Origin of the sequence: Oceanobacillus sp. FSL W7-1281 (assembly GCF_037969835.1) — a bacterium.
Classification (GTDB): Bacteria; Bacillota; Bacilli; order Bacillales; family Amphibacillaceae; genus Oceanobacillus; species Oceanobacillus oncorhynchi.
In genome coordinates this window covers 472,885-495,327 of record NZ_CP150214.1, presented here as the reverse complement: position 1 = coordinate 495,327, position 22,443 = coordinate 472,885, and the positions used below count along the sequence as shown (strand labels likewise).

The window sequence follows — 22,443 nt, the reverse complement described above, 5'->3', positions numbered from 1 at the left end:
GAAAACGCTCTCATTATTATAGCAGTTTCCTAGATAGTTGAAAATTGGTTATCAATCTACTATCAATAAGCCCTTCCCGCCTTCCTGTCTACTTAAATTCATCGATGGCAATATAATTGTAAACTTGGCACACAACTTTAAAATTAATTATTTATCCACTTTCCATATAATTATCTTTTATTATATACTTTTTTAAAGTGCAGAAAAGGAGTTTCATTATGCCAATCTCAATACATTACCAAACAGCTTCAAAAGAATGGAAGCAGGCAGAAAGTGATGCAGCAATTCCCAGTGATGCTCTTTTTATTTGGTATGATTTTGTACAAGCCAGTACAGAGGAAAGTGAATTGCTTACCACCCAATTTCATTTTGATCCGCTGGCCATTGAGGATACGATAAAAACAGTGTCACGGCCCAAGCTGAAAGAATACCCAGAATACCACTTTTTAGTTTGTCATCTTGTCAATGAAGATGATTATCGCGCACGGGCGGTAAACCTGTTTATAAAAGGTCATATTCTTGTAACCTATCATCAGGATGGCCTAAACAAGCTGGGCAATATCGGAGAGGAAATTCAAAAACGCTATCCGTCCCAGCCTGTTACTCCGGCAGATGTCGCTTTGATTATTTTAGATTTTATTGTAGACAGCTATTTTGAATATGTGTACCACGTAGAAGATGAAGTGTTTTCCTTTGAAGACCGGCATGTCAATGATACAGCCGGTAATAAGCTGATGGAGGACGTCTTTCAAATCCGGGCGGTGATGATTAAATTAAAGCGTGTTATTCTGCCGATGCAGGAATTGATACAGCACTTAAAAGAAGAAACAGCCTTCACCAAGACAAAGAAACAGCGGATCTACCTTCATCATATTGAAGACCATATTATCAAACAAATGAACATCATTAAATCTGCACAGGAAATGACCAGTGATATCCGCGATAATTATGATTCGTTAAGTTCATACCGTTTAAATAATGTAATGAAGATATTAACACTCGTTTCGGTTATATTTTTGCCGCTCACGTTAATTACCGGTATTTACGGCATGAATTTTTTGCATATGCCGGAGCTGCAATGGGATTATGGGTACGTTGCAGTGCTTGTTGTTATGCTGCTTATCAGCATTGGATTAATCATTTATTTCAAATTAAAAAAGTGGTTCTAAAGAACGGAAATGATATAGCAGTTAAAATAATGTTTAGCTGCTATATCATCAGTCAAATATTTTTATCCCGCTTCTGCTTTTGCTTCACCTTAGACAGATGAAAATTCCCAGGTTAATGAGGGGACACCAGAGCGGCAGAATGGAAATATTACATTATATCAAGCCACGATGAATGATAATGAACCGATAGAGCTGACTAAACAGAGAGAATAAAATAGGATGCACTTCGGCTGAGAGGAACTATTTTCAGAGAGTATGAGTATGAATCCGGCATTTCAAACCTGCAGATAACCATATGTATCTGCAGGTTCAAACTTACTTTATATGATTGGATAAAGGCATATAAAAAGATGAACAGCCATTTCCATGGCTACAACAAAGTATTTAAGGTTTTTTCGGACATATTATACACTATTCAATTCTCCTATGGCTTTGACAAAATTCCCCTTGTACTTGTCCAGTTTTTCCTGCGCTGTTGTCAACTCAACGCCAAACATCTGCATTAAAATAGCTGCTTTTGTATTACCACCTGCTTTATCATAAGCTTGCGCAGCTTCCTTATCATCTGCCTGCGTCAACTCTTTGATAATAGAGACTGCCCTCTTGCGCAGTTTATGATTCTTTGCCTGCAAATTAACCATCAAATTTTCATAGACTTTTCCAGTCCGCACCATTGTTGCTGTGGATAGCATATTTAAAACAAGTTTTTGAGCCGTCCCCGCCTTTAGCCTTGTAGAACCTGTGACAACCTCCGGACCAACGGGGAGTTCGATAGCTATATCCGCTTCCTGCGATAGTTTTGTATCCTCGTTACAAGAAATGCCAATCGTTGAAAGCCCTAATGATTTGGCTTTATTCACAGCACCTAATACATAGGGTGTTCCGCCGCTGGATGCAATACCGACAATGACATCTCCTTGTTCTGCAGCCTCCTCTACATCTTTTCCGCCAAGCTGTTCATCATCCTCTGCCCCTTCCACAGCTACACGCAGTGCGCCATCTCCTCCAGCAATAATACCTTGAATGACGTCAGGGGAAACGCCAAAAGTCGGAGGACATTCGGAAGCATCCAGAACACCTAACCTCCCGCTTGTTCCTGCCCCTAAGTAAATGACTTTATTTCCTTTTTCTATCGTTGCAACCATTGTCTCTACAGCCCTCTCTATTTGAGGCAGCACGTTCTCAACAACTTCAGGTACCTTCTTATCTTGTTCGTTCATCAATTGCAGGATGTCATAGGTGGATTGTTCATGTAAATGATAGGAATGTTCATTTCTCTTTTCCGTCAGCATATATTAACTCCCTTTCCAAATGTTTAGTTTTACTAGGTAATCAGCGTTTCATAAACCAGCGTGTGAAACTTTTTTCTGATTTCAGACAATCGATGCTGTCGTCCATAATGAACCATATTGGTAAGCAGGACCGTAATGATTTCTTCTTTTGGATCAATCCACAAACTTGTGCCTGTAAATCCGGTATGTCCAAACGAGCCGATGGACCAGGCTGATCCACAAGTTGTTCCAAGCGTTTTATCATATAATACTTCAAAGCCTAAACCTCGATTTTGAATTACATTTTCTTTGATTAACGCCATTGTCTCCGGTCTTAATATCGACTGCTTTTCTGGATACAGCCAATAATCGGCATAGATCGCTACATCCGAAATATTAGAAAATAAACCTGCTGAACCGCCAACGCCACCCAAATGATAGGCTTTTTCATCATGTACCTCACCATGAACGTATTTTCCGCAAACTTTTTCCGTTGCAGCGATCTTATTTTTTTCTATTTTGCCAGGAAGAAAGCCAGTATCTTTCATCCCCCAGGGCTGATACAGCTCCTTCCCCGCAAAAACATCCAGCCGCTGTTTTGTTATTGCTTCTACAACTTTTCCTAAAACAATCATGCCGATATCGCTATATAAAACCTGTGTCTCTGGCGGGTACACTGCTGTACAGTTTAAAATTTCCTTCCATACGTCTCTTTGCTGATACCGGTTTTTAACAGATAAATCTGCTGAAACACCTGAGGTATGCTGTAAAAAGTGGCGAATGCTTATCTGCTTTTGCGGAAACGCAGGTATATATTTATTTACTGCATCGTCTATATGCAGCTCATTTCGCTCATGTAAAAATAGAATGCTCGGCAGTGTACACATAATTTTTGTTAAAGAAGCCAGGTCAAAGTAAGTTTCTGTAGTAACAGGGATTCTCTTTCCTTCATTATTCAAAAAGGAGCCTGCACTTCGGAACGTTTTCTGTTGTTGATGATGCCTGACAAGATAAACAGCTGCAGGAATCTCATCCTTTGTAACTAATCCCTCTAAATACCGTTCATAAGCCTTCATTTATGGCACCTCTTCTCCCTTTATCTGACAGCATTCTTTTGATTTGTTCCGGCAAATAACCCTGCTGCTTTAGAACAAGAGCAATACTTCCAATCACAGGTGGATTTTGTGATGTTAAAACGTTTAACGAGGGAATTGCAGCGAGTTCCGCTTTCACCTTTTCGACAATGAGGTCATTTTGAAAAATGCCTCCTGCCAGCACAAATGAAACAGCCTTATCTGTTTTTTGAAACAGCCTTTCAAACAATACCTGACCGCGATTCGCTATTTGTTTAGCTGTTTCTTGAATAATTGTTATTGCGATTTCATCTTTCATTTCAGCCGCTTGAAAGACATAGCTTGCGAATGCAGCCACACGCTGTTTTTCAAAATGTTGATAGATTATAGGAATCAATTCTTCTATACAATCGATTTCTTCTCCATCCAAAATAAGGTCTGTCAGCGCAGTTTTCGGTCCCAGCCCATCTAATTCATTGAATACAGCTATCAAGGCTTGCGAGCCTAAATCAAAGCCGCTGCCCGGGTCTCCCCCAATCACGTGGCCCCACCCGCCAACACGGGCAGTCTTGGATTGATGCATCCCAAGCGTTATTGCTCCTGTTCCACAGATAGACACCATACCATCTGCGCCGAATGTTTCTGAATAAAGAGCAATGGTTCCATCATGCTCCACAACGATTTCATTAATGGGGAAGCTATGCGGTGATGTTTTTTGAAAGCACTCGAGCCATTTTTCCCGGTCCGCTTCTCTACCTAATCCTGCTATACCCAAACCTAACGATATCTCTGTATTATCCAAAAAATGATTGTGTTTATAAGCCTCGCTTATGATTTGGCTGATGACTTTAGCAGAATGAGTAAAGCTGGTACTGTGGGGATTCGCAGCCTCTGCTTCTGTTTCCCATACAAGCCCCTCCGCTTTATGAAACAATAACGCTTTCGTTTTCGTTCCACCGCCATCAATTCCCAAGATATACATTTATCATCACCCTTTATGTGGATTCCGAAATTCATTTTGCAACACTTCCCGTGTCTTATTCAGATAATATAAGGTGGAATCATAACTTCTTGAAGCAACGCCGGTAAACAAAATATCAATGATATTAAGCTGTGCCATCCTTGATGCGGTTGCTGCACTTCTAACCAGTTCTGACTCAACAGATGATACATATAAAGGAATATCAGCCATCTCAGACAAGGTATTCTTTCCATACCTTGTAATTGTTATCACCGTTGCATTATTTTTTTTCGCATTTTCAATCGATGCATTGACATGCTTTGTTTCTCCTGAATAAGAAATCCCGACTGCCACATCCTTTTCCGTTAATGTAACGGAGGATGTCAGCTGTAAGTGTGCATCTTCAAATGCGGTACAATATTTATTAATTCTTAAAAACTTCTGCTGTGCATCCTGTGCAATAACCTGTGAGGCAGCCGCTCCATAGAAATCCCTTCGATTCGCCTTATCTAATGCTTCAATGGCCTTCTCCACACTGGATAAATCGAGTATCTTCAACGTCTGCTCAATAGATTGTATGTTTTTCTGTGATATGATATCCATAATGGAGCTTACCTTTTCGCCAGAAGAAATTTCTGTATTGTGATAGTTGCTCAGCTCACTTGTTTGCAGGTTCCCAGCAACTCGCAGCTTTAAATCTTGAAATCCGGATACGCCTATATTCTTACATAGGCGTATAATAGCTGCTTGGCTGGATCCGCTTCTTTCAGAGAGTTCTTTGATTGACAGCCGGACTGCTTCTTCCGGATGCTCTAATATATAATTTGCGGCATTTCTTTCAGCCGGTTTAATAATATTCAATGCTTCTCTAATTCGGATTAATCCATCATTATTTCTCATTTTATAAAACCTTTCCTTGTTAATTTTTCGACTTGTGCATCGTATAGACTTATTATAGAAGGAAATTCGGATTAACTCCATAAGGAGGAAGCGTTATCTGTCCCAATATAACCGGCTCTCTGGCACCTGTTGCGTTTGGTACATTCGTTTTTTGCTGATGAATGGTCTCATTCGCCAAAACCGCAAATCCGACTGCTTCCTTCTCATCTGCAGTTATCCCTATCTGTTCAGCTGTGTACACATTTTTAGAAGGCAATAAACTCTGGAGCATCGTGATTAATGTCTTATTATTTCCTCCCCCTCCGCTGATAATAATGTCTGTAATATCTGTTTTGGGAAACACAAATTTCTGATAAGCATCCGCAATAGAATATGCCGTGAAATAGGTGGCAGTCGCTACTAGATCCTCGTATGGCAAATCTTTATGGCTCTTGATAACTTGAGAGGTAAACGTTTCACCAAACTGTTCTCTTCCTGTTGATTTAGGCGGCTGAAGAGCAAAGAAATCATGTCTCATCCAGTCTGCTGCAATAGCGTGATGAACCGTTCCTTTTTTCGCAATTGTACCTTCGGCATCATAGCCCATCTGAAACAATTTTCTGCACAGGGCATCAATAATCATATTCCCCGGTCCTGTATCAAATGCATAAATCGTTTCTAAAGATGAATCCTTTTCCATAACCGTACAGTTACCAATGCCGCCAATGTTTTGTAAAATTCTTCCCTTATGCTGATCTCTATATAATAACCAGTCAATATACGGAATTAAGGGGGCACCTTCTCCACCGGCAGCAATATCCATCATTCGAAAATTGGAAACAACCATTGTTTTGGTTTCATAAGCAATCACCGAGGGATCTCCTATTTGTAAGGTGGACCGCACCTTGGAGCCATCTGCTTCAGGAATATGATAGACCGTCTGCCCATGAGAGCCGATTAAATCAACATCTTCTAAATTGACCCCAGCCTCTCTGCAAACCCTTTTAACTGCCTCTGCAAATGAATAGCTTAATTTCACATTTAAGCTGCACAGCTTTTCAACATTTGATTTGTCAACATCCATAGCATCCAATAATTCTTGTTTTAAAGCATCATCATAGGGCCATGAAATGCTTTTTATAATATCGATTTCTGTATCGGTGCCATAACCATCTATTTTTACAAGTGACGCATCCAGACCATCTAGGGATGTCCCGGACATTAACCCTGCAACCAATTTACTCATGTCATCTCCCCCTTTACGAAAGTTTTCATGCTACACAACAGAAAAAGCGCCACAGCCTCCCTCACACTGTTTACCTAAACATCTGATAAGCTACTCTTCATTCCTTGCTTATGTTCTTGCGGTAAAAGCAAACTTTTCCCATGGCTTCAAATAATCAATTAAGAAAATCTCTTCCTCTCTAATTCTTGCAACTACGTTGGATTTACCGGAATTGACCATATCTTTTAAAGCAATCTGCAATTCTCCGGCATACTGTTGATATAAATCACTTTCTATAATGACATCCCCTCTTTTTATATCCGGCGTATGATGGGCCGGAAAGGAATGCCCGCGATATTTCACTCTGCTCTGCGTAGAACGAATCATATAATCAGAAACATCTCCCCTGTAAAAATGCGGCTCATGAAAGATAATTTCCTTTTCCAAATCACTTGCGGTAGAAACCGTATCGACAGCAAACGTCATTTTCTCCTTGCTTATCTCACTGAGGCGCCTCATTTCCGCTTCAGATGCATACGCATTACTGATAATGACATCATCAATAACGTTTGTGGCAAATAAATGCTTTGCCTGCACGTCAATTGGCAATTCACGATGCATTTCAACTGTCGGCAGACCCTCTACAATTGGCCAAGGCCCAAAAGCAGCATCATTGGAAGAGACAAAAGCTGCTGTTCTCAAACCATGCTGTTTAAATCTTTGGCTGCATTCTATAAAAAATTCATAGGAAAGCCCGGCATAGCGATGCGGGTAAAAGTTATGGCATCCTGTCAGTTTCGATAGATTAGGCTGATAGCTTAACAGGTTCTCCAAATATTTATTGGAGTTACTCATATTAATCTCGATGCTCAATCCATAAGAATTATACGTCATCATTGCTTCTTCATTTCCGGTAAACCCCATATCTAACCGGATACCGTCCACTCCAAGATCAGCGAAAAAAGATAAGTCTTGATAGGAAATATTCAATGCGTCAAATATACGCGGGCTGATATCACAAATCACTTCCATTTCTTTTTCTTTCGCAAAAGAAATTGTTTTCTTAAAATCAGCGATTATTTTTTCCTTATCTCCTTCTACAGATAGCAGACAGGTGAAGATACGTTCAAAACCATATTTACTTGCAGTTTGTATATATTCCAAATCTTCCTCGACACTTGATTTATTGGGATAGATGGAAATACCAAGCTTTTTCATTTCGAACACCTCTCTCATCATGTATTCATTTTATTTCTTCTCTAATTCGGAAATTCTTTTTAACAGCTTAATCATATTTTCAATCAATGACATTTCACTTATCGCTGCCATCAGGTGGTCTTGGGCGTGAACCATCAGCAGGGTCATTGGAGCACCTTCTCCATTTAACTCTGCTTGAATCAGTCTGGTCTGTGTATTATGAGCCGTGTTTAGTGTTTGATCTGCTTCTTTCAATTTCTCTTCTGCTTGCTGAAAATGATTTTCATGCGCTAGTTCGAGCGCTTCATAAGCTATTGCTTTCGCATCTCCTCCATTCGATATAATTTCAAAAATTTCTTTTTCCATATCCATCTGAACCCCTCCCGCTGATTTCCGCATGATAGCGGATTGAATTTTAATTTTACAAATTTAAAATATATTTGAAATTTTATTTTATGTATTCTATAATACAAGTATATGAAAGCCCTTTCAAGTAATTAATCATTTAACCAAAAAATATTTTCAGGAAGGAGGAAAATCTCTCCGATAAAAAATTGAGCTTATTTTAAAGTTGCTTGCTGTTTATAGGAAACGGATAAAAGGCTACAGTATAATCCAAATAATTATTTTTAAAGGACGTGACGTGATGAAAAAAGTGTTATTTGTATGCTCTGGTGGAATGTCGAGTGAAATTGTAGTGAATGCTTTAAAAAAAGAAGCGGGAAAACACGGACAGGATCTTGATGTAAAGGCTGTAGGTTCCAGTGAGGTAGACGCAGAACTTGATCATCATTGGGATGCCATTATGGTTGCACCGCAAATAAGACATCGATTTAAAGGCATCAAGGAAAAAGCGGATGAACATGGCGTTCCATGCGGCTCCATACCTGCTCAGGGCTATAACCCATTAGGCGGACCTACGTTATTAAAAGCGCTGAATGAATTAATTTCATAGCTCAGGATGGAAAGGAGTTACGTATCATGGCTAAATTTACAGATTTTTTGGAGGAAAAGGTTTCTAATCCGATGGCCAGATTGGCGGAACAAAGGCATCTTTTAGCTATTCGTGACGGTGTAATTTCTTCCCTGCCATTCATTATTGTAGGGTCTTTCTTTTTACTTATTGCCTCTCCGCCTTTGCCCGAACCATGGGCAATTACTCAATGGGCGGCAGATAATGCAGCAGAAATATTGATTCCTTATCGGATGACCATGTTCATTATGTCCCTTTATGTGGCATTCGGTATTGGTTATAATTTAGCGCAATCCTATAAGGTCGACCCTTTGTCAGGAGCGCAAATTGCAGTTGCTTCTTTGCTGCTTACCATTACACCAACAGTAATTGATGAATTATTTTATTTACCAATGGAGTTTCTCGGCGGAAGCGGTCTGTTCGTAACAATTATTGTTTCCATCCTGTCTGTAGAAATCTTCCGAATATGTAAACAAAAAGGGATTACGATCAAACTTCCGGATGCCGTCCCTAAATCCGTCAGCAGATCCTTTGAAGCACTTATTCCGGTAGCCATCGTTATCGTATTAATGACTCTTATTACAGTAGTTATCGGAGTGAATTTGCATACAGTTGTTGAAAAGCTGGCCGCTCCACTCGTTACAGCTGGAGACAGTTTATTTGGTGTATTAGTCCCTGTGTTTCTAATTACCTTTTTCTGGTCGTTCGGTATCCATGGTGTTTCGGTTGTCGGATCAGTCGCACGTCCCGTATGGGAAGTATATTTGTTAAATAACGGGGAAGCTGCTGCCGCAGGAGAGGTTCTGCCTCATGTTGCCCCTGAGCCTTTATACCAATGGTTCATATGGGTCGGCGGCTCAGGCGCCACACTTGGTCTTGTTATTGTGATGATCTTATTTGCACGATCAAAATATTTAAAAAATCTAGGCAGAACAGTGAGTGTACCTGCCCTTTTCAATATCAATGAACCGGTTATTTTCGGACTGCCGATTGTCTTAAACCCGATACTGATTATTCCTTTTATCATTACACCTATCGTTCTTGCAATTATTTCTTATTTTGCAACGTCCATAGGTCTGGTATCGCCGACATTTATACGAGCCCCCTGGACGCTGCCGGCCCCAATCGGCGCTTATCTGGCAACGGGAGGAGATTGGCGGGCTATCCTCCTGGTTCTTTTCAATATCGCGATATCCGTAGCCATCTATTTCCCTTTCTTTAAAGTCTATGATCGAAAAATGATGGATTTAGAAACGGAAGAAGATAATACAGCTCCATAAGACGAAACGTCACTCAGCGGGAGTTTTACGGACCATTCTCCGTAATACATTCAAGAGAGGAAATCAACGGGTTTCCTCTCCCAGGGAGGAAACTATAATGGAAGAGTCCAAATTAATACCTCGTATCAGCTTTAAAGGAGTTCTTGTGTTTTTATTTATATTATTTGTTGGAATGCTCGTCTTTCCAACTTTCTTAAGTTACTTCCAGCTTCCGGATGCAGTAAGCTATTTTTTCAGCGCCGGGATAGCAGCTTCATTAGGTATTGGCATTGTTCTTACCAAAATAGACGGGAAAGCGGAAGATAAACCTTATTTCAAAAAACGTATAATCGTTGCCCTTCTTGTTGGATTTGTCAGCAGTGCTTTAATGACCTTTGTATTCGGAGGAGATGTTATTGGTTAAGAAAAGGATTAAACTAAGGCAATTCAGGAGGTTCTCTAAAGTTTATTATCAAGTTGAAAAGGCTGGTTTTTTCAACCAGCCTTCCTTCGTTTAATTCGCAATCTCATCCATTGGTTCAAATAATTCAAAGTGAATATCATTATCTGCCACATTCATTTCTCGCAAATGACCATTCATCGCACCCATAAATCCTTTTGGACCACATAAATAAAAAGATGCGTCCACTGTTGGAATAACTTCTCTTAGCCAATCCAAATCAATATGTCCTTCTTTATCACATACACCTGCGTCTGTATTATCCGCATAAACCGTATATTGCGTTACTTGTTTATTGGCTTCTGCAATAGAGGCTATTTTATCCTTCATTGCATGGTAAGCGCGAGATCTTGCCGCATGGATAAAGATAACTTCTCTCTCCGGCTGTTCTTCTACCACCGTTTCCAGCATACTCATTAATGGGGTTAACCCAACTCCTCCGCTGATTAACACTAATGGTTTTTGTTCTGTTTTGTTTAATACAAAATCTCCAGCTGGCGCACTGATTGCCAGAACTGCACCTTTTTCTATTTGGTTATGAAGATAATTAGATACAATTCCTTCAGGATGATGCTCATCTTCCCGCTTCACACTGATTCGCAAGAAATCCTGTCCCGGCGCAGTGGATAAACTATATTGGCGTAAATGGTCGTAGGCTTCCCCTTCCATTTGTGCTTTTACAGTAATATATTGTCCAGCTTGATAAGGTGGAAGCTTTCCGTCATCTGCAGGCTTTAAATAAAAAGAGGTGATGACTTCGCTTTCCGGAACCTTCTCAGCGACTGTAAAATCACGAAATCCAACCCAGCCTCCTGGCGTATTTTGCTTTTCTTCATACATTTCTTTTTCTACGCTGATAAACACGTCTGCAATCACGCCATACGCTTTTTCCCATGCATCCATAATGTCATCCGTAGCAGCATCTCCAAGCACATCCTTGATGGCAATTAATAAATATTTTCCTACAATCGGATATTGTTCTGGTCTGATATTTAAGCTTGTGTGTTTATGCGCTATTTGTTTTACATGCGGCAGGATATTCTCTAAATGCTCAATATTTGCCGCTGCTGCATACACTGTATTTGCCAACGCTTTTGGCTGTCCGCCCTTCCGCTGATTGGTCTGATTAAAAACATTTTTCAGTTCCGGGTGATTTTCTAACATAATTTTATAAAAGTGCCCTGTGATTGCTTCTCCATGCTCCTGCAAGACAGGAACCGTTGCCTTTATTGTTTCTATTGTTTTTTGATCTAATCCCGCTGTTGTTGTTGCCATTATAAAACACTCCTTTGTGAAATAGTGAAAAATCACTCCATGGAGGACTATTTCCCCCTGCAGAGCTTTAGTTGAACCAATCGGGGTGTTTACGTCCGCTGTTTCCTGTTTTCACTTCATAAATCACCTTAATCCTTGAAGCAGAGAGGTTACAGACGATTGCACCGTGATACATGTTATCTTGATTATTTAAAAGATGTATTTTGAATACATGTTTTATTTTAATACGATAAAAATGTGAATTCAATGTGTCAAAAGCAAATTTATGTTACAATTATGTGAAATAATTAACAAACGGAGAGATACCATGAACTTAAAAAAATATACAGACTTCTCCTTGCGCGTCTTGATTTTGGCAGGTTTAAAGTCGGAGGGTGAGCTTTCGACAATTAAAGAAGTATCTGATGTGTATTCCATCTCACCAGAGCATCTGAGAAAGGTTGTCCACGATTTAACAAAAAGAGGATTACTGACCTCTGTAAGAGGCAGAAATGGCGGGTTTCGTCTTGCTAAGCCTGCTGTTGACATCAATATCGGATTATTGATCCGCTCGCTGGAGAGTGATTTCAATTTACTCGAATGCTTTGATAAAGGAACCAACCATTGTGTGATTTCACCAGGATGCTCCTTGAAGCATGTCTTGAATAAAGCGTTATTTCAATTTTTTAAAGTGCTGGAAGAATATACATTAGAGGATTTAATACAGAATGAAGAAGAACTGAAGGAACTGATGGGGATGAAAGATTAAAGCGGGGGATGTTCTTGTATTTCATTATGCTATTTACAAGACGGCTGACCACAAGAACATCTCTTAAAAAGCGGACGATATTAGGATGGCCTCTTAGTAAAACGTGATTCGTCCATTACTTATTATTTGGAACTTTTTTGAACAGCCTTCCCAGAAAAAGACTGCTTTTGCTGCTTAATTCACTGTATATCCGCTAGTACTGAATTTTATAATGAATCAATGTATCTCCCTTTTCAAATCCTATTTTTTCATAAACATGATTCGCATGATGGTTGTCAGCATCTACAGTGAGATGTACCTTATCTATTTTAGGAAAAGCAAATATAGCAGTTAATACTTCCTTTAATAAAAGCCTTCCAAACCCTTTATTTTGATACCTGTCCGCTACAGCAATATATTCTAATGAAGCCTCTGAAAGCTCTTTGTTTATTTCAAAATAAGCATAACCAACGAAATCTCCATTGTCATCCTTCAAAACCTTCAGTACATTATTCTTGTTTAACCTGCTCCGGATTGTTTCTGCGTCATAATATGTATTTGGAAAAATGCTGTCATGCAGCTGCCGGAATGCTGGAAAATCAGGCTCAGTAAAGAAACGGCATTTTCGTTCATCAGCGTTTTCAAAACGGTTCCGATAAATAACTAAATTTAAGTGTTTCCTTCCTTGTTTTGCTCCAATCTGTTTCATAAACGCCTGCTGCTTTCTATTTTCTTCGTTAATAAAGAAGGAAAAATACTGAACAGATGGATATCGATCGATTAACCGCTGCCAAAGCTGAACATCCCATTCCATTCTTTCTGTCTTATTAAACGGGCCCCAGACTTCTGCTTCGTTATTCTCTATATCCAATCCGCAGGCAGCCATCATTTCTCCAGTATTGCGTTTCGCTATTAGAAAGGAAACCTCTCCCTTCCCATCCACGAAGTCCTCTTTAAGCGCTTGTAAAATATCCGCTTTATCTGTTCCGCAGAAACCAATATGATTGGCCTTTTGATGATTCATATCCGCAAGAAAATCAGCTAATAATTCAAGGTTATTTGCTCGTTCTATTATAACGGTCATCTTCATACACCTTCTTTTATAGAGCTAAGCATGTCATTTTACAAAAAGGTTTTTTGTAAAATGACAATAGCACCGGGAAAATTCTGTTCGTTCTTAATTAATTATTATATTCAAACTAATCCTTCACAATTCCAGTTGTGTCTCTTGAAATAAAATCCATTTCAAAAACTATCTCTTTTTTGCGAATTTGTTTACCCTTTAACAAATTAATTAAAATTGCTGAAGCTCTTTTTCCTATTCCAATCAAATCAACATGCACGGTCGATAGCGCAGGAGTAATATGGCTTGATAATGGCACATCATCTAATCCAACAACAGATAAATCTTCAGGTATCTTTAAACCAACTTTTCCGGCAGCTTTAATTAAACCAATTGCTAAATAATCAGATGAACAAACAAATCCAGTTATTCTTGAATTTTCAATTAAAAATTTTTCTAAATCCTGATTTCTTGCTTGTATTTCAAATTCACCCACTTCAAACACATTATTTTTAGTGTATTCCATATTTAATGACTCTATTGTATTTTTATACCCTCTCAAGCATTTCACACTATGCATAGAGTCTATAGGCCCATTTATAAAGCCAATATTTCTGTGTCCTAATTTGTAGAGTTCTTCTACCGCTTTTTTGGTCCCCATCTCGTCATTTGGCCGTACACAAGGGAATGGCGAATCTTCTAAATAACTACCGATTACTACAATCGGCAATCCGATACTTTCTAACCATTCTAATTTCAACTCTTTGTATCTCGGAGCAAATAATATTACTCCATCAACTGATTGAGTTTCCAGCAACCTTTTTTGCTGCAGGGAAGTAAAAGACATCACCATATTGTAATCTGTTTTATCTAAACCTTTCGCAATACCTTCTAGTACAGTAGAAAAAAAAGGGTTATTTAAAGTAAATGTACCTCTGGGTATTACTATAGCAATATTTCCGGTCGATTTCATAACTAACCCACGAGCACCCATATTAGGACGGTAATCTAGTTCATCCATGACTTCGCGTATTTTTTTTTCAGTTTCTTTGCCTACACCTGGTTTTCCACTTATGACTCGTGAAACCGAGGCAATTGAAACTCCTGCCTTTAATGCAACATCTTTCATACTGACAGTCACTATCTTATCCCCCATTTAATGATTGTTTTTTTTATTATAAAACATTCTTACACCAATTCATAGAATAGGGATATATGTAAAAGCTAATATGTTCTTTTTCCAGGAACATACTAGCTTTTTATTTATCATAAAACATTTTTAATTAATAATACTTATACTTCTACAGATAGCCCTACTTTTTTAAGTCCATCAGATATTTCTTGTTTTTCTTCCTCAGTTAATGGTAATACTGGACGACGAGCTAGAGAACTGCTGATTAAACCACGTTGATACATTGCTTCTTTCATTCTTAAATGTGAGGTAGATGAAGGTTCATCCATCTTATAGATTGCCTGTTTTAATTCGTAAATACGATCATATACTTGATTAGCTTCTGCTAAATTTTGATTCTTAACTTGTTTGACCAGTTCTGCAATCAAATCTGGAACAAAGCAACCAAATCCTACTAATGCACCGTCAATACCTTGTACAAGTGTCGGTAACAAATATTCATCGTGGCATGTTAACAGTGAAACATCTGGCGCATGCTCCTTAAGCGCTCTTACGTCTACTTCATATTGTGCCATATCACGTTGACCGATTTTAAAGGAGACCACATTAGGTATTTTCGCCATTTCCAATAATTGACTCGTCGTATATGATGGTTTAGTCCATGTAGGATATTGATGGACTACAATTCCAATATTGACCGATTCAGCTACATCTTTAAAAAATTCAACAGGTGAATCCGGCTGCATTCCAAAGCGTAACCATGAATGTGGAGGCATTAATAAAATTCCTTCCCCACCAGCTTGCTCAACTGCCTGACTATGTTGAATGGCTTCAATTGACCCTTCTGCAGAAACACCAGAGATTACTGGAATACGCCCTTGTAATTCATCTGCTGCTATCCTTACTGCTTCTGCACGCTCTTCCGGTAATAAAGTCATGATTTCGCCCGTATGCCCATTAACCACTATTCCATTTACACCTTCATGACTTGCCACCCATCTAACTAATTTACGAAATTCTGGTTCGTCAATTGAATAATCATCCTTAAAAGGAATTAATACTGCAGGAAATACTCCACTCCATTTTTCTTTATTTTTCATTATAATCTCCTCCTGTTTTTAAACGTAAACGTTTACGTAACAATGGTAAAACGGTTTCATTATATTGTCAATAATAAATAATGACCTTATATAAATCCTTTCGTTTATTAACTGAACATTTTATAAATTACATCTATAATTACAAAAGTAATTAATATTAAAGAAAATAAATAACTTATGGTCATACATACTTGCAATAATTTTGGTTTTTTCAAGCCTTTATTTACTTCTTTGTTATATAAAAGCAAACACATAAAAAGGCCTCCAAACGGCGCAGCAACAGCCGTAGCTATATTTGCCACATATATCAATTGTATTGGTGACCCTCCATAACTGAAACTAACTACCGCAGAAATAACCAAGACAACAAGAGACCCCCAACGGACACTTTTTTCTTCTAAGCCAGTCGGTTTATTAAAACCTGCATTTAATAATACAATTGATCTGTGTGTGTTTCCCAGAAGTGATGAAAACGCACAAGCAACTAGGGCAAGTCCCATAACTATACTTGCAGCTCTTCCCATAAAAGGAACTAGCATATCCGCTAGCTGCGTAGGAGAGCTTATTATTACTTGATTAGGAAATAACACAATAGCGCCCACTAGAACTATTGCGCCGCTCACTAATATTACTCCCGCTATATGCGCTATCGAATCAGCCAGCATACCGCCATTAAATAAATCAGCTTTTTTCCACTTTTTCTCTTTGCTTAAATAAGTACCATATAACGCAGTTGTAATAGAAGCATTTGTACTAATAAAACCTAATACTAAAGCTAAACTTCCAACCGGAAAAGTCCAATGGCTTATTCCGTACGCTAATTCACCTAAATTTGGTCCTCCAGTTTGAAATATTGTGGCGTAAAAAGCCAATATTAACCCAATAACACACAACATTGATATCTTTTCCACTTTCGAATATACACCTTCAGAAAAATAACAATACACTAGGAAGGCCAACATAATTAACGCACCTATTTTCCAGTCTATCCCGAATAGCAGATTCATACCTGCACCTGTACCAGAAATATTTCCTATAGTAAAAAATACACAAGATAAAAAAGTTGTTATTCCAACAATCTGAGCAGCTAAAGGGCCAAAATAATGTCTAATCGCATGTAACGCTGGCATGCCAGTCAAAAGAGCTACTCTATATGTTGTTAATAAGAAAGATATACCCATAAAAGCAATCGGTATCATAATCCAAAGTAACGAGTATCCATACATCGCCCCTACCATAGAAGCTGTTGTAATCGCTCCAGGTCCAATAACAATCCCAGCCAATATTATACCCGGGCCAATTCTCTTCATTAAATCTTTAAAAGGAAGGCGCCTAATATTGGATTCATGAACAGGTTCTTGTTCAATTAGGTTTTCCTGGCTCATAATCTACCTCCAGTTCCATTTTCCTTAGTAAACGTTTACGTAAAATTAAAATAACACGAAAGCGCATACAAAGTCAACGTTTTTATAAAATACATTCTGAACTTTCTTTATTTTCTTTTTCTAAAATTATTTCTTGTTTTACCGCAAGCTCTCTTTACCTCAGCGTACTGTACAAAATAATATATAAAAAAGCCAATCACCGGTGGCCCAATATAATCAATTACATTAGCATAATTACTTCGTATAACCATCATCAACAAGGAAGCAAATAAGAACACACAAAAAAATCGTATACTTGATGGAAGCAATTTCTTTTTTTCCTTTTGAAATGCTTCTTTTGTGGATACTTCTTCCGTTTCGAAGTCCATTTTTTACCACTCCCCCACTTTAATGTAACACAAATATTAATTTCAGAAAATAACAATTTATTTAGCAGGAAAAATGAATAGGTTTCATTGCTGATTCGCGCAAACGCTTTTACAATAAACATAAAAGGCCCTACTAGAAAATATATGGAGAGGAGAGTTTTTTTGCAGCACCATCCTTGGGAAGCTTTAACAGTTAAAAAAATAAACAACCTGATGAAAAATATCCCTATTACATGGTGGATTGCTGGAGGCTGGGCGCTTGATTTGCATTATGGACAGCAGACAAGAGAGCATGACGATATGGATATTTTGATTAGAAACGAAGATTTGCCTGCACTCAAAAAGCATTTAGGAGAAAGCTATGAATTATTTATTGCGGATAACGGCGTGTTGACCATGCTGACAGAGCCCGAGAGTCCAAGCTGAGCATCAGGCAGTCTTTGGGTCAGAAAGAAGCAGGGAACAGCCTGGTTATTCGAAATCATGCTAATAGATTCAGAGAATGACGAATGGATTTACAAAAGAGATAACCAGATCAAACGGTCTATCAGCAGGATTGGAGCACTCACAGACGACGGCATCCCCTACATAAAGCCGGAAATACAATTGTTATATAAGGGTGGCAGCTCTGTTATAAGGGAAAAAGATTATTGGGATTTAGAGCGGCTGTTTCCTGTTCTGAAAAAGAGTGAAATACAGTGGCTTTATTATTCATTACGTCAGCAATTTAACGGGAAGCATCCATGGCTGGAAATCATCCATAATAAAATGGAAGACCTCCCTGCCCACACCTTGGTTATCGGCGGAACAGGAATGTTATCCGCTGCTTCTTTATGGCTTGCTGATCATTCAGACAAAGTCTCCATTATCGCACGCAATCAGACTAAAATGGATAGAGTACTTAACAAGACGGATGCGGCTTCTTCTATTACCCCGTTATTTGTTGACTACAAAGATAGTACGGGGCTGAAAGAAAGGATTAAAGCAGCCATCCTTCAGAACGGTCCAATCGATTTAGTTATTGCATGGATTCATTCGGATGCGCACCATGCGTTAGATATTATCTGTCATGAAGTTGCACAGGAAATTCCAGCTTGGAAACTCTATCACATCTTAGGGAGCAGCTCCAGTTTAAATCAAATAAAAGATGCTGCTGTAAAGAAATACCCAGGCTGCCAGTACAGACAAATTCAGCTTGGATTTATTTTAGAGAAAGAAGACTCCAGATGGCTAACACATCAGGAAATCAGCAATGGAGTTATTGATGCAGTTGTTCACGATAGGGAAGTAAAAGTTATTGGAACGGTCGAGCCTTGGGGTAAGCGTCCTTGAGTTATACAAATACGGTTACTTTTGTGAAGAAGTTGACGGAGAAATAAAACTATGTGAAGGTTTTTGTCTATATTTGGAATGAAGCATGACATGTTGTATCTAAAGCCCTTTACAATTTATTAACAAAATCAATTTTTCTGATTTTCTTTGTTAAAATCGGGTAAGAGCATACATTAGAAGGAGTGATAATACATCATGCAATTGAAGAAATCTTACCTTGCAGCCTTTGGAGTTTCATTGATGCTTCTTCTTGGAGCATGTCAGGGCGATGAAAATGAAGAACCGGATAATCAAGAACCAACACAAGAAGAAAATGACAATGAAGATGGAGCGGAATCAGAAGATACAGAGGAAAATGATAACGAAGGCGGATCAGATGATGACAAGGTGGAAGACATTTTTGAAGGCGGGGAATAAAAAACCTATCTAAAGCCTATTCACCTGAATCCTCATTTTCGGATTCAGGTGAATGCTCATTTTTATTCTTTATTGCATATATTCAAAAATACTTCTCGCCTTGGATATCACATAACCGCTGCCGCCGCGGTCCTTCACATCTTCCACCATCATTACCAATAATATGTCAGAATCGTCCTCTTCAAATCCGACAAACCAGCCATTTTCGTTTCCATTATCATCTTCCTTGCTTCCTTTTATCTCTGCTGTTCCAGATTTCCCGCCAATTACCGCTTCAGGTATATACGTGCTATGTGCAGTACCTTCCGGGCTTTCGACGACCTGAATCAAATTCTCTTTTACCAAATCAGCGGTTTCTTCGCTGATAAGGTTTTCCTTCCAAACCTCAGGTTCATCCGCTTCAATCAGAGAAGGATACAGCATGTTCCCTTCATTAAGATAGGGCGTATACGTTAACGCAAGATGCAGCGGGCTCATCATTACCTGCCCCTGTCCATAAGCCGTATCAGCAAGCTGTACTTCATGATCGATTTCTCCATTATTCGTCAGATTGGAAGCTGGGATAGCGAATGGGAATGGGATTTCTTCTCCAAACCCAAAAGCAGCTGCCTCTTCTAAAAAGCTGTCTTTCCCCATCTCTAAAGCTTCCTGTGCAAAATAAATATTATCAGAATGAACAAAAGCATCTCGCAGATTAACATCTGCTTTATCATGAACACGGGTAACATAATAATCACCCCACGAATCATCCTTGGTCCAATGAAGCCCGTCAATCTGTCTGACCTTTTCCGGATTGGTAACACCCGTTTCCAATCCAATCGATGCAGTTATTGTTTTAAATACGGACCCTGGCGCATAACGGCTAATAAAGCGATTCAAGAATGGTTCATCCGGATCTTCACTCCATTTTCCCCATTGTTCATCAGATAATCCTCGTACAAAAGCATTGGGATTATAGGCAGGCGCGCTGACGAGTGATAATACGTTTCCTGAATCTGGATCGAGCGCAACAGAAGTACCTGCATCCCCGTCAAACTGATTATATATTTCTTGCTGCAGGGCGGCATCAATGGTTAATTGTATATCCTCTCCATCGACAGGCTCTTTTTGGGCAAGCGTTTCTTTTACTTCTCCATCTGCATTGCTGATATAAATATGGGCGCCGTTTTCTCCCCGTAATTTATCTTCAAATACCTTTTCCAACCCTGCGTTTCCAATTACATCGCCAGCAACATAACCATCGAGCTCCCCCAGCTGCTCTGCCGATATTTCCCGGACATAGCCTGTTAAGTGAGCTGCAGCAGCTCCCAGCGGGTAAGTACGGACGGTTTCCACGCGGGAGCTTACTCCTGGAAGTTCCTCATAGGCTTCTATATCGTCTTCTTCCATTGGCAAGGTTTTTATTGGTACGAACACTTCCGGTGTTACCCAGGATGCGTCCAGCGCCTGATCTATTTCTTCCACCGAAATATCCAAGAGCTCCGCCAGCTTCTCTTTTGTTTGGGTTCCTTCTTCCAGCATGCCCGGGATAACCCCTATAACATTCGCATCTTCGTTAACGGCGAGTCCAGTTCCATTCTTATCCTGCAGCTCTCCTCTTTCCGCCTCTAACGTGTTGACCTTTACTTTATCTCCTGTACTTAACTGCGGAAAAATCTGTGAGGTATTCCATTTAACCAGCCACGCTCCCTCATCTCCCTGTTCTAATGTCAGCTGGTGCCTGTATTCAATTGGGCCAGCAGCGGTGTTCATTTCTACCTTATATGGAAGAGTCATAACACCTCCATCAGACTCTAACTGCTCCTTGGAATCTACCTGCGATGTCACTTGTACATTCTCTGCCTCTATCCCATCATATATATTTTCATAGCGTTCGATAAACGCTTCTTCTGTTACTTTATTTTTTACTTCGTCAGAAAGCTGTTCGTACATAGCAGAAAAATCTTTATTCTCCCAGTTGGAAAGATAATCATCCAGTACCTCCGACGGCTCCTCTTTCTTGGAGCATCCAACGATTATCAAAAGCATCATCACCAGCAGGAGGAGAATCATTCGATAACCTTTCATTCTTCCACCTTCCTATTCTTTATTCTGCATCTGCTCGATAACACCTCGTGCTGCTTTTGCAATGACTGCATCATCGAAATCTGCGTCTTCCGTATCACGACTGGACAAAATGGAGATAACAATCGGTACTTGACGGTCAGGCGGCCATACGACAGCAATATCATTTCTTGTACCATAGCCCCCTGCTCCACTCTTATCGATAACTTCCCAGTCTTCGGGTACGCCAGCTCGAATCAATGTATCTCCGGCTTCATTTCCTGTCATCCAATCAATTAACAAATCCCGCTTCTCCTCAGGAAGTAAATCACTCAGCACATATGTCTGCAAGCTTTCAGCTAGTGCTTTGGGCGTGCTCGTATCTTTGGTATCTCCCGGCGCTGCTTCATTTAGTTCCGGCTCCATCCGGTCTGCTTCAATTGTTTCATCATCAATTTCTCTCAGTCTTTCTTCCAGTCCATCCGGTCCTCCCAGCTCTGCCAATAACAGATTTCCAGCTGTATTATCACTGTAGCGAATAGCCGCCTCCATGATTTCTTTTAGTTTCATTCCGTCATCTACATGATTCTCTGTCACAGGAGAATAAGTTACTAAATCCTCTTCCGTATACGTAATGATTTTCTCTAAGTCATCCATTGATGCAGTTTGTAAAATGGCAGCTGCGGCTAAGACTTTAAAAGTGGAAGCATAAGCAAACCTTTCATCAGAGTGATAAGCAACAGTCTGGTTCGTTTCCGTGTCTATCGCATATACGCCAAGTCTTGCATCAAATTCCTCCTCCAGCTCTTTAAAAACTTCTTCACTTTGAAGTTCCTGCTCCGCAGCTTCAGGATTCTTATCACTGTTTTCCGCTTCATTGGAACAGCCTGCTAACCCTATCACAGCAATCAATAACATTATGATTAGCATTTTTTTATTAAAAATATCTTGAATATACATCGTTTAAATTCCTCCTAAAAATTATTTATGACTACAACTGTAATACAATACTACACACGTAGTCTTAATATGTCAATTCCTTATTTTCCCTTTCTTATTCAACGTTTGATAACTTTAGCTTTGCGTGCTAAAATTTAATGTATTACAAATGTAATTCTGGCTGCTCTTATGCAG

The 22,443-nt window shown here is 39.3% G+C and carries 23 protein-coding genes; 8 read left to right on the top strand and 15 right to left on the bottom strand.

Translation table 11 applies throughout. The annotated features are described in order from the left end of the window. Positions 1-218 precede the first annotated feature (218 nt). Positions 219-1,169 (top strand): magnesium/cobalt transporter CorA, encoded by a 951-nt coding sequence (gene corA / locus MKX55_RS02585; RefSeq protein WP_339235849.1) that lies wholly within the window; start codon positions 219-221, stop codon positions 1,167-1,169. Positions 1,170-1,573: 404 nt separating this feature from the next. On the opposite strand, the gene murQ is transcribed toward corA, so the two are convergent. The 7 genes from murQ to MKX55_RS02550 form a co-directional block, all read right to left on the bottom strand. Continuing rightward, positions 1,574-2,461, bottom strand: coding sequence for an N-acetylmuramic acid 6-phosphate etherase (murQ, locus tag MKX55_RS02580; protein WP_339235846.1), 888 nt, complete (start codon positions 2,459-2,461; stop codon positions 1,574-1,576). Between the two features lie 32 nt (positions 2,462-2,493). Further along, positions 2,494-3,516 carry a serine hydrolase domain-containing protein gene (locus MKX55_RS02575; protein WP_339235843.1) on the bottom strand — a complete coding sequence of 341 codons (1,023 nt, stop codon included), beginning with the start codon at positions 3,514-3,516 and terminating at the stop codon, positions 2,494-2,496. Continuing rightward, entirely contained in the window at positions 3,503-4,495 is a 993-nt protein-coding gene (locus MKX55_RS02570; RefSeq protein ID WP_339235840.1) for a BadF/BadG/BcrA/BcrD ATPase family protein, read from the bottom strand. Before MKX55_RS02570 ends, MKX55_RS02575 begins: the two co-directional genes overlap by 14 nt. A gap of 6 nt (positions 4,496-4,501) precedes the next feature. After that, the gene (locus tag MKX55_RS02565; protein WP_339235838.1) at positions 4,502-5,374 is read right to left on the bottom strand and encodes a MurR/RpiR family transcriptional regulator; all 873 of its coding nucleotides are present in this window, start codon (positions 5,372-5,374) and stop codon (positions 4,502-4,504) included. Positions 5,375-5,426: 52 nt separating this feature from the next. Then, positions 5,427-6,599, bottom strand: a complete 1,173-nt coding sequence (anmK, locus tag MKX55_RS02560) for an anhydro-N-acetylmuramic acid kinase AnmK (protein WP_339235836.1) — start codon at positions 6,597-6,599, stop codon at positions 5,427-5,429. A 108-nt stretch (positions 6,600-6,707) separates the two neighbouring features. Next, entirely contained in the window at positions 6,708-7,796 is a 1,089-nt protein-coding gene (locus tag MKX55_RS02555) for a MupG family TIM beta-alpha barrel fold protein (protein WP_339182130.1), read from the bottom strand. A gap of 30 nt (positions 7,797-7,826) precedes the next feature. Next, a complete protein-coding gene (locus MKX55_RS02550; RefSeq protein ID WP_339182127.1) occupies positions 7,827-8,147 on the bottom strand; it encodes a PTS lactose/cellobiose transporter subunit IIA in 321 nt (106 codons plus the stop codon). Positions 8,148-8,421: 274 nt separating this feature from the next. Between MKX55_RS02550 and MKX55_RS02545 the strand changes: the two genes are divergently transcribed. From MKX55_RS02545 to MKX55_RS02535, 3 genes are all read left to right on the top strand, one after another. Then, entirely contained in the window at positions 8,422-8,730 is a 309-nt protein-coding gene (locus MKX55_RS02545) for a PTS sugar transporter subunit IIB (protein ID WP_339182124.1), read from the top strand. 26 nt (positions 8,731-8,756) lie between these two features. After that, the gene (locus MKX55_RS02540) at positions 8,757-10,028 is read left to right on the top strand and encodes a PTS sugar transporter subunit IIC (RefSeq protein WP_339235833.1); all 1,272 of its coding nucleotides are present in this window, start codon (positions 8,757-8,759) and stop codon (positions 10,026-10,028) included. 97 nt (positions 10,029-10,125) lie between these two features. Then, entirely contained in the window at positions 10,126-10,431 is a 306-nt protein-coding gene (locus MKX55_RS02535) for a hypothetical protein (RefSeq protein WP_339235831.1), read from the top strand. Between the two features lie 90 nt (positions 10,432-10,521). On the opposite strand, the gene hmpA is transcribed toward MKX55_RS02535, so the two are convergent. Then, positions 10,522-11,742, bottom strand: a complete 1,221-nt coding sequence (gene hmpA, locus MKX55_RS02530) for an NO-inducible flavohemoprotein (RefSeq protein ID WP_339235829.1) — start codon at positions 11,740-11,742, stop codon at positions 10,522-10,524. Between the two features lie 307 nt (positions 11,743-12,049). Between hmpA and MKX55_RS02525 the strand changes: the two genes are divergently transcribed. After that, entirely contained in the window at positions 12,050-12,490 is a 441-nt protein-coding gene (locus MKX55_RS02525) for an Rrf2 family transcriptional regulator (RefSeq protein ID WP_339235827.1), read from the top strand. Positions 12,491-12,683: 193 nt separating this feature from the next. On the opposite strand, the gene MKX55_RS02520 is transcribed toward MKX55_RS02525, so the two are convergent. From MKX55_RS02520 to MKX55_RS02500, 5 genes are all read right to left on the bottom strand, one after another. Beyond that, positions 12,684-13,553 carry a GNAT family N-acetyltransferase gene (locus MKX55_RS02520; protein WP_339235825.1) on the bottom strand — a complete coding sequence of 290 codons (870 nt, stop codon included), beginning with the start codon at positions 13,551-13,553 and terminating at the stop codon, positions 12,684-12,686. Positions 13,554-13,668: 115 nt separating this feature from the next. After that, positions 13,669-14,673, bottom strand: coding sequence for a LacI family DNA-binding transcriptional regulator (locus MKX55_RS02515; RefSeq protein ID WP_339235823.1), 1,005 nt, complete (start codon positions 14,671-14,673; stop codon positions 13,669-13,671). Positions 14,674-14,825: 152 nt separating this feature from the next. Next, entirely contained in the window at positions 14,826-15,764 is a 939-nt protein-coding gene (locus tag MKX55_RS02510) for a dihydrodipicolinate synthase family protein (protein ID WP_339235820.1), read from the bottom strand. Positions 15,765-15,871: 107 nt separating this feature from the next. Beyond that, complete coding sequence (locus MKX55_RS02505; protein WP_339235818.1) at positions 15,872-17,149, bottom strand: Nramp family divalent metal transporter; 1,278 nt, start codon at positions 17,147-17,149, stop codon at positions 15,872-15,874. A gap of 107 nt (positions 17,150-17,256) precedes the next feature. Further along, positions 17,257-17,517: a hypothetical protein gene (locus MKX55_RS02500; RefSeq protein WP_339235816.1), complete on the bottom strand. Its 261-nt coding sequence runs from the start codon at positions 17,515-17,517 to the stop codon at positions 17,257-17,259. Between the two features lie 162 nt (positions 17,518-17,679). On the opposite strand from MKX55_RS02500, the gene MKX55_RS02495 reads away from it, so the two are divergent. From MKX55_RS02495 to MKX55_RS02485, 3 genes are all read left to right on the top strand, one after another. Beyond that, complete coding sequence (locus MKX55_RS02495) at positions 17,680-17,943, top strand: hypothetical protein (RefSeq protein ID WP_339235814.1); 264 nt, start codon at positions 17,680-17,682, stop codon at positions 17,941-17,943. Between the two features lie 57 nt (positions 17,944-18,000). Beyond that, entirely contained in the window at positions 18,001-18,849 is an 849-nt protein-coding gene (locus MKX55_RS02490; RefSeq protein WP_339235812.1) for a short-chain dehydrogenase, read from the top strand. Between the two features lie 195 nt (positions 18,850-19,044). Further along, on the top strand, positions 19,045-19,266 hold the full coding sequence (locus MKX55_RS02485; RefSeq protein WP_339182104.1) for a hypothetical protein: 222 nt from the start codon (positions 19,045-19,047) through the stop codon (positions 19,264-19,266). 69 nt (positions 19,267-19,335) lie between these two features. On the opposite strand, the gene MKX55_RS02480 is transcribed toward MKX55_RS02485, so the two are convergent. After that, complete coding sequence (locus MKX55_RS02480) at positions 19,336-21,333, bottom strand: penicillin-binding transpeptidase domain-containing protein (RefSeq protein ID WP_339235810.1); 1,998 nt, start codon at positions 21,331-21,333, stop codon at positions 19,336-19,338. Positions 21,334-21,345: 12 nt separating this feature from the next. Further along, entirely contained in the window at positions 21,346-22,269 is a 924-nt protein-coding gene (bla, locus tag MKX55_RS02475) for a class A beta-lactamase (protein WP_339235808.1), read from the bottom strand. Positions 22,270-22,443: the final 174 nt, after the last annotated feature.

What these genes read in the sequence shown, in the direction of transcription:
- MKX55_RS02520 (WP_339235825.1), bottom strand. Translation starts at nt 13,553, where the DNA reads ATGACCGTTATAATAGAACGAGCAAATAACCTTGAATTATTAGCTGAT.
- MKX55_RS02510 (WP_339235820.1), bottom strand. Translation starts at nt 15,764, where the DNA reads ATGAAAAATAAAGAAAAATGGAGTGGAGTATTTCCTGCAGTATTAATT.
- MKX55_RS02555 (WP_339182130.1), bottom strand. Translation starts at nt 7,796, where the DNA reads ATGAAAAAGCTTGGTATTTCCATCTATCCCAATAAATCAAGTGTCGAG.
- MKX55_RS02535 (WP_339235831.1), top strand. Translation starts at nt 10,126, where the DNA reads ATGGAAGAGTCCAAATTAATACCTCGTATCAGCTTTAAAGGAGTTCTT.
- MKX55_RS02525 (WP_339235827.1), top strand. Translation starts at nt 12,050, where the DNA reads ATGAACTTAAAAAAATATACAGACTTCTCCTTGCGCGTCTTGATTTTG.
- MKX55_RS02505 (WP_339235818.1), bottom strand. Translation starts at nt 17,149, where the DNA reads ATGAGCCAGGAAAACCTAATTGAACAAGAACCTGTTCATGAATCCAAT.
- MKX55_RS02545 (WP_339182124.1), top strand. Translation starts at nt 8,422, where the DNA reads ATGAAAAAAGTGTTATTTGTATGCTCTGGTGGAATGTCGAGTGAAATT.
- MKX55_RS02570 (WP_339235840.1), bottom strand. Translation starts at nt 4,495, where the DNA reads ATGTATATCTTGGGAATTGATGGCGGTGGAACGAAAACGAAAGCGTTA.
- MKX55_RS02550 (WP_339182127.1), bottom strand. Translation starts at nt 8,147, where the DNA reads ATGGATATGGAAAAAGAAATTTTTGAAATTATATCGAATGGAGGAGAT.
- murQ (WP_339235846.1), bottom strand. Translation starts at nt 2,461, where the DNA reads ATGCTGACGGAAAAGAGAAATGAACATTCCTATCATTTACATGAACAA.
- MKX55_RS02485 (WP_339182104.1), top strand. Translation starts at nt 19,045, where the DNA reads ATGCAATTGAAGAAATCTTACCTTGCAGCCTTTGGAGTTTCATTGATG.
- MKX55_RS02490 (WP_339235812.1), top strand. Translation starts at nt 18,001, where the DNA reads ATGCTAATAGATTCAGAGAATGACGAATGGATTTACAAAAGAGATAAC.
- corA (WP_339235849.1), top strand. Translation starts at nt 219, where the DNA reads ATGCCAATCTCAATACATTACCAAACAGCTTCAAAAGAATGGAAGCAG.
- anmK (WP_339235836.1), bottom strand. Translation starts at nt 6,599, where the DNA reads ATGAGTAAATTGGTTGCAGGGTTAATGTCCGGGACATCCCTAGATGGT.
- MKX55_RS02540 (WP_339235833.1), top strand. Translation starts at nt 8,757, where the DNA reads ATGGCTAAATTTACAGATTTTTTGGAGGAAAAGGTTTCTAATCCGATG.
- MKX55_RS02500 (WP_339235816.1), bottom strand. Translation starts at nt 17,517, where the DNA reads ATGGACTTCGAAACGGAAGAAGTATCCACAAAAGAAGCATTTCAAAAG.
- MKX55_RS02575 (WP_339235843.1), bottom strand. Translation starts at nt 3,516, where the DNA reads ATGAAGGCTTATGAACGGTATTTAGAGGGATTAGTTACAAAGGATGAG.
- MKX55_RS02565 (WP_339235838.1), bottom strand. Translation starts at nt 5,374, where the DNA reads ATGAGAAATAATGATGGATTAATCCGAATTAGAGAAGCATTGAATATT.
- hmpA (WP_339235829.1), bottom strand. Translation starts at nt 11,742, where the DNA reads ATGGCAACAACAACAGCGGGATTAGATCAAAAAACAATAGAAACAATA.
- bla (WP_339235808.1), bottom strand. Translation starts at nt 22,269, where the DNA reads ATGTATATTCAAGATATTTTTAATAAAAAAATGCTAATCATAATGTTA.
- MKX55_RS02480 (WP_339235810.1), bottom strand. Translation starts at nt 21,333, where the DNA reads ATGAAAGGTTATCGAATGATTCTCCTCCTGCTGGTGATGATGCTTTTG.